General features: G+C 71.2%; 11 protein-coding genes. 6 read left to right on the forward strand and 5 right to left on the reverse strand.

Annotation, left to right across the window (positions count from 1 at the left end):
* The first annotated feature begins 98 nt into the window (after positions 1–98).
* The 3 genes from WBN91_RS29190 (at position 99) to WBN91_RS29200 (ending at position 2,900) form a co-directional block, all read left to right on the forward strand.
* Positions 99–911: an MEDS domain-containing protein gene (locus WBN91_RS29190; RefSeq protein ID WP_337727677.1), complete on the forward strand. Its 813-nt coding sequence runs from the start codon at positions 99–101 to the stop codon at positions 909–911.
* On the forward strand, positions 908–1,813 hold the full coding sequence (locus WBN91_RS29195; RefSeq protein ID WP_337727678.1) for an anti-sigma factor RsbA family regulatory protein: 906 nt from the start codon (positions 908–910) through the stop codon (positions 1,811–1,813). Before WBN91_RS29190 ends, WBN91_RS29195 begins: the two co-directional genes overlap by 4 nt.
* 652 nt (positions 1,814–2,465) lie before the next feature.
* The gene (locus WBN91_RS29200; protein WP_337727679.1) at positions 2,466–2,900 is read left to right on the forward strand and encodes a hypothetical protein; all 435 of its coding nucleotides are present in this window, start codon (positions 2,466–2,468) and stop codon (positions 2,898–2,900) included.
* Positions 2,901–2,941: 41 nt separating this feature from the next.
* Here WBN91_RS29200 and WBN91_RS29205 read toward each other — a convergent pair whose 3' ends face one another.
* Both WBN91_RS29205 and WBN91_RS29210 read right to left on the reverse strand, forming a co-directional pair.
* Positions 2,942–3,925 carry an RICIN domain-containing protein gene (locus WBN91_RS29205; RefSeq protein WP_337727680.1) on the reverse strand — a complete coding sequence of 328 codons (984 nt, stop codon included), beginning with the start codon at positions 3,923–3,925 and terminating at the stop codon, positions 2,942–2,944.
* Positions 3,926–4,011: 86 nt separating this feature from the next.
* The gene (locus WBN91_RS29210; protein WP_337727681.1) at positions 4,012–4,851 is read right to left on the reverse strand and encodes a hypothetical protein; all 840 of its coding nucleotides are present in this window, start codon (positions 4,849–4,851) and stop codon (positions 4,012–4,014) included.
* A 118-nt stretch (positions 4,852–4,969) separates the two neighbouring features.
* On the opposite strand from WBN91_RS29210, the gene WBN91_RS29215 reads away from it, so the two are divergent.
* Positions 4,970–6,067, forward strand: coding sequence for a hypothetical protein (locus WBN91_RS29215; protein WP_337727682.1), 1,098 nt, complete (start codon positions 4,970–4,972; stop codon positions 6,065–6,067).
* A 3-nt stretch (positions 6,068–6,070) separates the two neighbouring features.
* On the opposite strand, the gene WBN91_RS29220 is transcribed toward WBN91_RS29215, so the two are convergent.
* Positions 6,071–7,399: an amidohydrolase gene (locus tag WBN91_RS29220; protein WP_337727683.1), complete on the reverse strand. Its 1,329-nt coding sequence runs from the start codon at positions 7,397–7,399 to the stop codon at positions 6,071–6,073.
* A gap of 126 nt (positions 7,400–7,525) precedes the next feature.
* Between WBN91_RS29220 and WBN91_RS29225 the strand changes: the two genes are divergently transcribed.
* Complete coding sequence (locus tag WBN91_RS29225; protein WP_337727687.1) at positions 7,526–8,473, forward strand: aldo/keto reductase; 948 nt, start codon at positions 7,526–7,528, stop codon at positions 8,471–8,473.
* 3 nt (positions 8,474–8,476) lie between these two features.
* Here WBN91_RS29225 and WBN91_RS29230 read toward each other — a convergent pair whose 3' ends face one another.
* Positions 8,477–9,070, reverse strand: coding sequence for a TetR/AcrR family transcriptional regulator (locus tag WBN91_RS29230; RefSeq protein ID WP_337727684.1), 594 nt, complete (start codon positions 9,068–9,070; stop codon positions 8,477–8,479).
* A gap of 86 nt (positions 9,071–9,156) precedes the next feature.
* On the opposite strand from WBN91_RS29230, the gene WBN91_RS29235 reads away from it, so the two are divergent.
* Positions 9,157–10,362, forward strand: coding sequence for an amidohydrolase (locus WBN91_RS29235; protein WP_337727685.1), 1,206 nt, complete (start codon positions 9,157–9,159; stop codon positions 10,360–10,362).
* Positions 10,363–10,604: 242 nt separating this feature from the next.
* Here WBN91_RS29235 and WBN91_RS29240 read toward each other — a convergent pair whose 3' ends face one another.
* Positions 10,605–11,798: an ISAs1 family transposase gene (locus tag WBN91_RS29240; RefSeq protein WP_337729341.1), complete on the reverse strand. Its 1,194-nt coding sequence runs from the start codon at positions 11,796–11,798 to the stop codon at positions 10,605–10,607.
* Positions 11,799–12,138: the final 340 nt, after the last annotated feature.

The following is a 12,138-nucleotide window of genomic DNA, read 5'->3' on the forward strand; positions in this document are numbered from 1 at the left end:
CAGTGCTCGGTGCCGGCTGGTTCCGGCAGGAAGCCCCGGGTTCAGCAGCCAGCCCGCGCGGCCCGGCGATCCGGGATTCTCATGGTGGGGTTTGGCACATGCGCAGGTCGGGGAGCGTGCGGGACGCGCGCGACTTGGGTCGACACGATCACCTCTGCTGGTCCTACGAGGACACCCCCGACTTCCTGGCACGCGTGCGCGAGTACCTCGCCGAAGGGCTTGAGCTGGGCAAACGGGTCCGCTACGCGGCCCTCGGGGCCTCCCCGGACGACCTGGCCGGGATCACGGGCATCGAGACCGCCCTGTCCACCGGCGCCGCTCAGGTCACCCCGTTAAGCGACACCTATTCGGGTGAACCCGAGGAGCACGTCCGGGCGTACGCCGCCGCCACGGAGCAGGCCCTGGCCGACGGGTTCACCGGCCTGCGGGTCGCCGCCGAGGCAACGCCGCTGGTCAGCACGCCGGCGAAGCTGACCGCGTTCCTGCGCTACGAGCACCTGGTCGACCGGTACATGGCGCGGCGGCCGTTCTCGGCGATGTGCGGCTACGACACCACCGTGCTGGACGAGCACGCCGTGACCCAGTTGGCCGGCGTGCACCCGTGCGCCAACCACCCGACGCCGTTCCGGCTGCACGCCGCGCCCGGCGGCGAGGTCGTCGAGCTGGCCGGCGAGGTGGACGCGGCGAGCCACGACCTGCTCGGGTCCCTGCTGGAGCGGATCGACGTCGAGGGCGACCTGGTCGTGCACGCGCCCGACCTGGCCTTCATCGACCACCGCGGCCTGCTGCTGCTGGCCGACTCGGCCAGACGCCGCGAAAGGTCCCTGGTGCTGCGCACGCGTGCCGTCGGCGCCGCGCGCCTGGGCGACCTCCTCGACATGCCCGACGTCCGGGTGGAGCAGATCCCGTGAACCCCTTCATCCACCCCGCGCTGTTCTACCGGACCGACCAGGAGTACCTCGCCGCCCTCGTGCCGTTCGCGGCGCAGGGCCTGGACGCGGGCCAGCCGGTGGCGATGGCCGTGCCGGGCCGCAGGCTTGACGTCCTGCGCGCAGGCCTGGGCGCCCTGGCCCGGCACGTGACCCTGCTGGACATGGCCGTCGAGGGCCGCAACCCGGGCCGCATCATCGCCCGCATCCTGCGCCGCTTCGCCGACCGCCACCCGGACCGGCACGTGCGGATCGTCGGCGAGCCGATCTGGGCCGGTCGCAGCGTTGACGAGTACCCGGCGTGCGCGCAGCACGAAGCGCTGATCAACCTGGCCTTCGACGGCCGGGACGTGACGATCCTGTGCCCGTACGACCTGTCCACCCTGTCCCCGCGGGCGGTCGCGGACGCCTATGTCACGCACCCGGTGGTGTGGGAGGGCACGGACGAGCGCACGAGCGACGACTACGACGTGCCCGGCCTGCTGTCCCGCTACAACGAGCCGCTGCCCGCCCCGCCGTCGCACGCCGTGTTCGAGGTGGCCGGGACCGCGGACCTGGCGGCGGCGCGGCGCTTCGCCGTGGCGCACGCCGGTGGTCTGGACCGGGTCGCGGACCTGGAGCTGATCGTGACCGAGTTGGCGACCAACAGCTTGCGGCACACCGGCGGGCCTTGTCGGGTGGGGGTGTGGCGGGCCGAGGGGCACCTGGTGTGCGAGGTGCGTGATGGTGGCTCGCTCACCGACCCGCTGGCCGGACGGCGTCCGCCTGGGCGTGGGCAGCTGTCGGGGCGGGGGTTGCTGATGGTGAACGACCTGGCCGACTTGGTGCGGGTGCACACGGGGGCTGCGGGGACGACGTTCCGGGCTTTGCTGCGGTTGCCCTGACGGCGGGCTGGCGCGGGGGCTGGGTTCGGGGTCGGGATCGGCTGCTGGCTTGGTTTGGGCCGGCTCGGGCTTGGGGCTGCTGCGGGGCGGGCTGCTGGGGACGGGCTGAGGCGGGCGGGCGGATGCCGGCGCGCGGGTCCGCCGGGAGCTGGCTGGGCGTGGCAGAACTCGGCAAGGCCGGGCGGGGCTGGGCGCGGCGGGGCCAGCGTGGGCGAAGCCGGGCTGGGCGTGGCCGGGCTGGGGCGGCAAGGCGGGCCGGGCGCGGCAGGGGCTCGGCGCGGCAAGGCAGGCTGGGCGCGGCTCGGTTGGGTGCGGCTCGGTTGGGTGCGGCTTGGTTGGGCGTGGCAAGGTGCGGATTGGCTGGCGCGCTGGGTGTGAGGTGGAGTTCGGCTTGGCCTCCGGCCCCCGGTTCCATTGTCCCACGGGGGTATGACATTGTGGCCGGAGCGCCCCCTGGGGCTCATTCTCCTCGCCGGGTACGACAATCCACGCGCTTCGGCGGGAGGGAGCGGGGTCCATTGTGGATCTCGGCGTGGGGTGTCTTGATTGGTCAGGGGTAGTCGGGTGGTCCACTCGGGATCTCTCGAAACGAGAGATGGATTACTCCGTGTCTTCCCACCGGGGATGGCCCCGCTGGGTGAGGATGTGCATTGTGAACCGAGCTCGGAAAATTGCCGCGGCCTGGTCGGAGCTCGCGACCGACCAGTTGGCGGAGCAGGTGCGGCTGATGGTGAAGGCGCGGGATGCCGGCGCGCGTGCCGTCTGGGGAGCCGTGGCCGAGGACCAGGTGTTGGTGGCGCGGGTGCGGGGCGCGCTGTCCGCCCTCAAGGCCGAGTTCCGGGGGCACCGGGACGAGGTGATGTGGCTGCTGTGGATCAACCAGGCCCAGCAGCACCTCGTGGTGGCGCCGGTGAGCGCGGCCGTCGAGGAGCCGGTGGAGGAGGACGTGCTGGACGCGTTCGACGTGCCGGTTCAGGAGCATGCGGTCGAAACGGTCGAGACCGTTGGGAATGCCGACGACGCCGGTGCCGTCCGCGTGGTCCGGGACGTTCCGGTCATGGTGTTCCAGGAACCGCTGTCCGGCTGAGGGAACCGGGTGCGCGCTAGGCGCACCCGGACTCCATCACCTCACCGTGCCCGCCACTGTTGGTTCCAGCCGTTGTGGCAGTCCCACTGGAGCACCCGCGCCCCCACCGCGGCGTCGTGGACCCACATGTCCAGGCACTTGCCGCTGGCGGCATTGCGGTACCGGTGGATCGGCCAGCCCCACTTGTCGCTCGCGACCCGCTCCTCGAACCACACCTGGTTGGCGTCCTCCCACGGGTCCCTCTCGCAGACCTGCTGCACGACCAGGGCCCCGTTGCGGCCGATGTCGGCGTTCTGCAACCCCAGGCACAAGCCCGAGTGCGCCACCCGCAGCTTCCGCGCACTCGCACCGTGACCACTCGTGTACGCGGCGGTGAACTGCTGGTTCGTGCCGCCGTGGAACGTCCACACCTGCGCGCCCATCCCGGGGTACGGGTGCCACCCGGGGATGTCGGCGACGTGCCCGCGAGCCGGGTTGCTCAGGTAGCTGCCGTACCGCCACTCCTGGTTGCGACCGCCGTGGCAGTCCCAGATGCCCAGCTTGGCGCCGTGCGCCGCCATGCCGCCGGGGATCTCCAGGCACCGGCCGCTGCCCTTGTTGCGCAGCCGGAACGTCACGCCGCCGGCACCGTCGGACGCGACCTGCTCGGGCTGCCACAGCTGCGCGTCGCCGCCGTGGCAACCCCACTGCCACACCGGGGTGCCGTTGCTCCAATTGCCCCACCGCACGTCCAGGCAGCGGCGGCTGTGCGCGGCCACCACCACCACGTACGGGGTGCCCGCCACCTTCTTGACCTGCCAGTACTGGTTGAGGTCACCGTGGAACGGCCACGTCTGGACCCGTGCCTGGTCGGTGGTGGACGCGGCCTCCACGTCCACCGCCATCCCGCTCTGCGGGTTGCTCAAGTACGCCCACGTCTCGTCGTTGACGAACACCGGCAACGCCCAACCGGGCGCGGCCGTGCCCAGCAACGCCCCGGCCACCACCGCGACCAGCAGTCCCAGCCGCCTCAGTGCTCTCCACATGGCTTCGGCTCCTTCCCGCGGGCACGTCGCCCGCACCCCCTACGTGGGGCGCTGGGAGGAGTTCTCCCCGAATCCGGCCGACAGATTTATGCGGCCAAGTGGGCGAGCAGGTCGGCTTCCTCCGGTGCCGGTTCCAGCAAGGGGTCCAGGTCGGCCAGCAGGCGTTCCGCCTCCTGCAACGAGGTGGCGATGTCGGCGCGCCGCGCGGCCAGGCGGTCGGCTTCGGCGCGGGCCGCGGTGACGATCCGGTGGGCGTGTTCCTCGGCCTCGCGAACCAGTTTTTCGGCGTGAGCACGCGCGGCGGCGCGCTGGTCGGCCACCTCGCGCAGGGCTTCGGCACGTCGGGCGGACATCGCCACCTCGAAATCGGCCTCCACCTGGGCACGCAGCCTTGCGGCCTGCGCGTCGAGGTCGCGGCGGCGCTGCTCGGCCTCCCGGGTCATCGCGTCCACCTCCGCGCGGGTGCGGCGCAGCAGGTCGCGGTGCTCGGTCTCCATCTCGTGGCGGCGGGCGTCGAGGTCGGCGACGAGGCGCTCGTGCCGTTCCCGCAGGCGTTCGGTGGCGCGGCGGGTGGTCTCCCAGCTCTGGTCCGCCGCCGCCCGCGCCCGCGAGGTCACCTCGTCGGCCTCGGCGTGTGCGAGTTCGAGCATCCGGCGCAGCCGCTCCGACAGCGCGTCGGGCTCGACGGGCGTGCGGCACACCCGGTCGAAGCGCTCCTTCAACTCCCGGATCTCCGCGCGGGCGCGTTCGAGTTCGCGCGCGAGGTCGTCGGCGCGCGCCACGGCCGCGTCGCGGTCCACCGCGAGCAGCCGGAGGTCCGCCTCCACCGCCGCCACGTAGTGCCGCACCTGGCGGCGGTCGAACCCGCGCCACGCCGAGTCGAAGTCCGTGCGCAGGGGGACGAGTTCCTCGCGGCCGTCGGTCACCTTGGTCCACCACCCTTTCGACGATCTTGTCCCGACACCGGGGAATACGAACACCCGCGCCGACCGGTTCCGGGTGTCGCGTCACACCGCCCGGGTGGCCGTACGCGATAGTGCAACCGTGCGGGTTCTCTTACAGGACACGGTGTGGGTCCACTACGGGCAGTTGTCGGTCGAGAGCGACGTCGAGATCGGCGGTGAGATGGGGGAGTGCTTCGGCGGGCAGCGCAACGGCCTGCTGGGCGCGGCGGTCCCGGGCGCGTTGTTCCTCATGACCGGTCTGCACACCGGCGAAGTCGGCTTCACGGTGGAACTCCACGACACCGAGCCGCCCCTGGCGCCCGAGTGGGAGGACGTCGTGGAGGCGTCCTTCCGACCGGCCGGCACGGCGGCGCTGGTGGGCTGGGCGGGGGAGTGGTCCGAAGACCTCGACCTCGCCGAGACCGACTACCGCGTCCGCTACTGCGGTCTGGGACTGGACCGCGAGCACGCCGGCGAACCGGAGGACCCGGAGCTGGAGCGCTACCTCCTCCAGTTCTGGCCCGCACCGCCCGCACCGGACGCCGTGGTCCGCAAGTCCAGCGCCCAGGCCGAGTACTGGCACGACTACGCCCGCAAGCAACCGCCCCCGCCGACGCGGGAGGAGAAGGAACGCGCCCGTCGGCAGGCCGAGGAAGCCCGGAAGCGGGCCGCCGAGCAGGCGTGGCACGAGGCGCGGCTGCGCGAGTGGGGCGGTGTGCTGCCGGACCCGAGGCTGTTGAAGTTGCGGCCTGCGCAGGACTTGGCCCGGTTGGACCGGGGACTGGTGGACGGCCTGGCCGGCGCACCTGGTGCGGTGCAAAGGGATATTGCCCGGTGGGCGGCGCGGCGGGCGTGCGCGGAGGCTGGTCTGGACGGGGTCTCGTGGATCGCGCCCGCGTTGGACGCGGTGGATCGGGGTGAGCCGTTGCCTCCGCCGTTCGACAACGACCGGGATCCGTGGGAACGGCTGCTGTCTGATCCGACCGTGCCGCAGACGCTGATCACTACTCCGGATGGGCGTGTCGACAACTTCCTCCAGCAGGCGATGGCGCTGCCGGTCTTGTTCTCCGTCAATGGGGAGGACTCGTTGCGTGCTGTGTTCGAGGTTGTGCACACCGCTGCTGCGACTATGGGGTTCGGGCGGCACGGCGTTTTGTTCGCTGAGCTGCGGGCCGCCTTTCCCGAGCTTCGAGACTGAGGTTCAGGCCTCGTGGACGATCCGGCCGTCCACGATCGTCATCGTCACGTCCACGTGCGGGAGGTCGGCTGGGGCGATGTCGAGCGGATTGGTTTCCAGGACGCAGAGGTCGGCTGCTTTGCCCACCTCCAGTGTGCCCTTCCAGGTTTCTGCCCTGTCCTGGTGGGCCGGGAGGACGGTGTGGGCGCGTAGCAGGCGGCGCATGAGCACTCGGGTGGTTGGGAGGTCCAGCCACTGTGCGGCGGCGGCGATGGAGTGGCGCCAGTCCGGGGTGAGCACGGGGGCGTCGGAGCTCAGGCACACCTGTACCCCGCGGTCGAAGGCCTCCCGCAGGGGCCACGCGGTGCGTAGGACGGCCTCGCCCAGGGCGGCCTCCAGCCAGGTGGCTGTGGTGACCGCGATGGCGGGTTGGGTGTTCAGGCCGATGCCCAGGGTGGGAAGGCGGGCCAGTACGTGCGGTGGGGCCAGGTCGCCGTGGATCAGGTAGTGGCGGCCGGATGGGCCGAACTCGGCGATCGCGTCGGCCAGTGCGGAGACCACGACCTCGATGGTTCGGTCGCCGGTGGCGTGTATGCCGATCTGGTGGCCGGCGCGGTGGGCCAGGGTGATCATGGCGCGGAGGTTGGCCTCGCGGTCCGGGGCGTGGTCGCCGTCTACCAGTAGGTGGCCGGACGTGCCGTCGGGGTAGCAGTGGTGGGTCCAGGCTGAGCGCATGGGTGGGATGCCGTCGGCGAAGATCTTGACGCCGGTTACGTTCAGCCACCGCGGGTCGGCCTGTGGCGGGGTGGTGGTCAGGCCCTTTTCGAAGGCTTCCAGGGAACTGCGGCCGTCCAGTTCGCCGAAGAGGCGTAGTGCGGTGATTCGGGCGCGTAGCAGGCCCTCGGCGGCCAGGGTTGCGTACTCGTCCAGTACGGCGCTGCTGAAGCAACCGGTGGGGCCGTTGTCCTCGCCGGGGCCTAGGCCCGGTTCGGTGTAGCTGGTGATGCCCAGGCGGGCGGCGATGTCGCCGGCGTGCAGGATTGCTTTGCGTCTGCTCTCGGCGTCGGTGATCAGAGGGGTGGCGTGGTCGGCGCCGTCCGGGCCTAGGAGGGTGCGCGGCCACAGCGCGCCCAGCCATGCGCCATGCAGGTGGGAGTCGTTGATGCCGGGGAGGGCGGTTCGGCCGTGTAGGTCGACTACGTGGGTGTCGGGGCCGATGAAGGTGGTGGCGTTGCCGACTGCGACCACGCGGCCGTTGGCGATGGCCAGGGAGTCGGCCTCGCGGTCTCGGGCGTCGAAGGTGAGCACCGTGCCGCCGGTGAGGACGAGGTCGGCGGGTGGGGGTGTCGGCACGGGTGTCCTCCGTCAACGTATGTAGATGAAACGTCTCCATCTTGCTTGGTGGGTCCCGAGGGATCAAGATTTTAGTCTATGTGTGTAGACTAACCCGACCTTGTGGTGTGGAAGGGGTTGGTCGTGGTGCAGCAGCGGGTGTTGGGGCCCGGTGGTCCGCGGGTGCCGGTCTTCGGGCTGGGCTCGTGGAACACCTGGGATCGCATGGAGTTCGAGGACGCCGTGACGCTGCTGCGGCACGCGGTGGATGCCGGCGTGAACCTGTTCGACGTGGCCCACTACAACATGGGTCCGCACGCCGAGCAGGCGCGCACCGACATCATCTTCGGCGAGGCCGTGCGCGCTGCCGGGATCGGGCGCGACGAGTACCACCTGTGCGGGAAGCTGTGGCTGTGGGAGTACCCGGCCACCGGGTTCGCGGGGCAGTTGGCGACGTCGCTGGAGCGGGTCGGGGTCGAGCGGTTCGACAGCGTGGTGGTGGGGGACTACCTGGCGCCGCCGGACGTCCGGGCCATCGTCACCGACGTGAACGAGCAGATTCGTGCCGGTCGGTTCGCGGTGTGGGGTGTGAACAACTGGGTGGCGCGGGATTTGGAGGCCGCGTTGGCCTTCGCGGAGGGGGAGGGGTTGGTGCCGCCGACGTTCGCGCAGCTCAAGTACAGCGTGGCGCGGCGGTCGATGGCCGAGGGCGCGCACTACGGTCCCTGGTTCGAGTCCAGGCGGCTGGCGTTGCAGGCCTCCGACGTGCTGGAGGGCGGCATCCTGGCGGGGCGGAAGTTCCCCGAGCGCAAGATCGGCGCGGACCCCGGCGGCATCAGGGACGCGATCCGGGCGGCGGCGGACGAGGTGGCCCTGGTCGCCGCGCGGTTCGACGCCACGCCGGCTCAGGCGGCGATCGCGTTCTGCCTGACCAACCCCGCCGTGGCGAACGTGGTGTTCGGTGTCAGCAGGCTCGCCCAGTTGCGGGAGAACCTGGCCGCGTTGCGCCTGGCCGTGGACCACGGTCCGGAGCTGCGGGCCGCGCTCGATCCACTGTGGACGGACCGGGCGGTGTCGCCCGACGGGTCGTGGTGAGGCTCAGGGACGGGTCAGGCGCTCGAAGAACGAGTCCAGGTGCGCCTTCTGGAGCTTGCGGGTCGAGAAGCGGGGACCGACCAGGCTCATCACGTTGGCGCCCGCGGTGAGCAGCACGATTTCGTCGACCAGCTGCTCGTCCGGCGTGGCCGTGCGGATGTCGCCGTCCGCGCGTCCCTCGCGGACGTGCTCGCGCAGCGCGGCGCGCCAGGTCCGCAGGTGCTCGGCGTAGCGGTCGTGCAGGCGCTGGTTGCCCAGCGACATGTCCCAGAACGCCAGCAGCACCCGACCCGCCGTGATCCGCTTGGCGTCCAGCGGCATCGCGCCGTAGCAGAGCACGCGCAGCGCCTCCAGGCCCCGGCGGTCGGCCGTGGCGGCGGCGATCTGCGCGTGCACCGCCGACAGCGCGCGGTCGAACGTGGCTTCGACCAGGGCGTCCTTGCCGGGGAAGTACCGCTTGAGGGCGCCGTTGGCGAATCCGGCGGCGGCGGCGATCTCCCGCATGGTCGCCGCCTCGAACCCGCCCCGGACGATGAGGTCCCAGGTCACGTCGACGATGTGTTCGCGCCGCTCGTCGTGGTCGATGACCTTGGGCATACCGCTCCTCACCGTGGTGCGTCTACGTACGTAGTGTATCGGTCACCGGGTTGCCCCCGGGAGCGGCGCCGTCGATAGTGATCGACGTGAACCTCGCCGACCTGTACCGCGACCTCCACCAACACCCCGAACTGGCCTTCACCGAAACCCGCACGGCCGCGGCAGCCGCCCGCGAACTCCGCGCCGCCGGCTTCGAGACCACGGAGGGCGTCGGGGGGACGGGCGTGGTCGGCGTACTGCGCAACGGCGAAGGCCCCACGGTGCTGCTACGCGCAGACATGGACGCCCTGCCGGTCGAGGAGAAGACCGGCCTCCCTTACGCCAGCACCGCCGTGTCCGACGGTGTTCCAATCGCCCATGCTTGCGGCCACGACGTGCACGTGACGTGCCTGATCGGCGCGGCCCGGCAGCTTGCGGCGGAGGTTGAGGCGTGGCGCGGCACCGTGCTCGCGGTCTTCCAACCGGCCGAGGAGGTCGGCGGGGGAGCGGAGGCGATGGTCGAGGACGGGTTGTTCGACCGGTTCGGCAAGCCTGACGTGGTGCTGGGCCAGCACGTGGCCCCGATCCCGGCGGGGTTCCTCGGGGTGCGGCCGGGTCCGGCGTTTGCGGCGTCCGACACCGTGCGGGTGGTTCTGCACGGCCGTGGTGGACATGGGTCGCGACCGGAGGCGGCGGTGGACCCGGTGGTCATGGCGGCGGCGACTGTGTTGAGGTTGCAGACCGTGGTGTCACGGGAGATTGCGGGTGGCGACACGTGTGTTGTGACGGTTGGTGCGATGCGGGCGGGCACGGTTGCCAACATCATTCCTGACAACGCCGAACTGCTGCTCAGCGTTCGCAGCTACGACCCGGTGGTGCGGGCACGGGCGCTCAATGCGATCGAGCGGATTGTGCGGGCGGAGGCGGTGGCGTCCAATGCACCTCGCGATCCTGAGGTGACTGTGGTGAGCAGTTTTCCGGCGGCGGTGAACGATGTCGAGGCGGCTGGGCGGGCGCGGGCGGCGTTGTCGGCGGTGGTGGGGGCGGAGCGGGTGGTGGATCCCGGGCCGGTGACTGGTAGTGAGGATGTGGGGGTGTTCGCGACGGCGGCGGGGGTGCCGTTGGTGTATTGGTTGTTGGGTGGGGCTGATCCGGCGGCTTTTGCTGCGGCCACGACCTTTGACGAGCTGCGGCATGTCGCGGCGACCATCCCGGCCAACCACTCGCCGTTGTTCGCGCCGGTCATCGACCCGACGCTGGACATCGGTGTAGGAGCGTTGGTCGCTGCCGCACGGGCTTGGCTGACGACCTAAGCAGCCCGAAGGGTGCTACGCGCCGAAGGCGCGAGCCGAAGCGGCTAGCGCCCACGGGAAGGGCCTCGATTTCTTTCCCGTCCGGCCTGGGCGAAGCCCAACCACGCTTTGTCTGTTTTTGCAACCACGCTTTACCGGTTGCGAAAACAGGCAAAGCGTGGTTGCCTCTGGCAGGCCGGACGGGAAAGAAATCGACGCCCTTCCCCCCGGGGCAGGGTTCCGGCAAAGTCGGTTTGTGCTGTTCAGCCGGTGATTCCGAGGAGTTGGAGTGGTCGTTCGGGGTTGCGGGCGGTGTGGCGTAGGGCTTTGGCGATGTTGGTGTGGCCTGTGTGGCGGTGGGCGTTGATGGCGAGGTTGCGCAGGCCGGCCATGACGCGGGGTGCGTTGCCGGTGCGGATGCGGGAGGCGTCCTCGGCGTAGGTGACGTCGCGGACCCAGTGGAGTCTGTTCTCGATGTGCCAGTGTCGGCGCAGGTGGGCGGCGATGCGGGCGGGGGTGGCGTCGGGGCCGGTGAGGTTGGTGACGCCGAGCGTGGCGTAGGCGCTGCGGGTGTCGGTGGTGTGGTGGTGGGTGTAGCGCTCGACCAGGAAGGCGTGGGCGGCGTGGGGGAAGTCCACCGCCGCCTGGTCGTGTCCGCCCAGGGGGATGACCTTGATGGTGCGGCGTTCGGTGCGGCCGTGGCCGCGGTCGAGGGTCTCCAGCGGCGGGACCCGGTGCCAGGGCAGGGTGTCCAGTTGCGGGAAGACCTTGGACCAGCCGGTTTTGACGGTCAGGACGAAGTGCGCGCCCCGCGCGTGGAGGTAGTCGGCGTTGGCGCGGGTGGTGTGCAGGGCGTCGGCGGTGACCACCACGCCCGCGAGGTCGACGGTGTCCAGCAGCGGGACGAACGCGGCCGGCTCCCCGCCCTGGGCCGTCTGCCGTTGCGCGAGCACGATGCCGTCGTCGTGGCGCAGCACCGCCACCAACTGCACCCCCGCCCCGCCCTCGCGCGGATAGGTGCCGGCCAACGATTTGCCGTCCACCGCCACCGCCGGCGTATCACCGGCCCGTCGCGGCGGGTTCCGCTTGGCGGTCCAGGCCCCGATCGCGGCGTCCACCGCGTCACCGTCCACCGCCGACACCACCCGCCGCACCGTCGACTCGTCCGGCGCGACCCACCGGCGGTGACGCCGGTCGAACCGCACCCCCAACCGCGCCCGCAGTGTCTGCGGCGCATCGTCCGCCCACTCCCCGATCGCGGCGAACGACCTCGCGCCGGCCGCCACCGCCGCCGCGGCCACCAGCAGCAACGACACCAACGAATGCCGCACACCACGAGGGTCACGCGGGTCGGGCACCGCCTCCAGAAACTCCCGCAGATCCGGCACCTCGTCCACGGGAACCGACCCCAACGCGACCACCGCGTCCGGGATCGGGCACGATAAACCAGCGGGCACGACACCTCACCCTGATCATGGGACCTAGACACTCACATGATCGACCAGGCGTCGTGCCCGCCCTACATCGGGGCACACCAGCCACAACGACTTTGCCGGAACCCTGCCCTCCCCGGGGGCCTGCCGCGCGGCGAGCGCCGCTTTTCATCTTGCGAGCGCGAAGCGCGTTCGAGCTTGGGAGCGCGAAGCGCGTTCGAGCTTGCGAGCGCGGAGCGCGTGCCGTTCAGACCCGCGAAGCGTGGATTTGGGAAGCGAAGCGCCACTCTAAAGATTAAAAGAGCCTCGCCGGCGGGCAGGCCGCCAAGGATGACGGAAAAGAAAGGGCGGGGGCTTCTTCCGT

Origin of the sequence: Saccharothrix sp. CCNWYY140, from assembly GCF_037401995.1 — a bacterium.
Taxonomy (GTDB): domain Bacteria; phylum Actinomycetota; class Actinomycetes; order Mycobacteriales; family Pseudonocardiaceae; genus Actinosynnema.

Excerpts from the sequence above, each read along its gene's own strand:
- WBN91_RS29190 (WP_337727677.1), top strand. The coding sequence starts at position 99 with ATGCGCAGGTCGGGGAGCGTGCGGGACGCGCGCGACTTGGGTCGACAC.
- WBN91_RS29205 (WP_337727680.1), bottom strand. The coding sequence starts at position 3,925 with ATGTGGAGAGCACTGAGGCGGCTGGGACTGCTGGTCGCGGTGGTGGCC.
- WBN91_RS29230 (WP_337727684.1), bottom strand. The coding sequence starts at position 9,070 with ATGCCCAAGGTCATCGACCACGACGAGCGGCGCGAACACATCGTCGAC.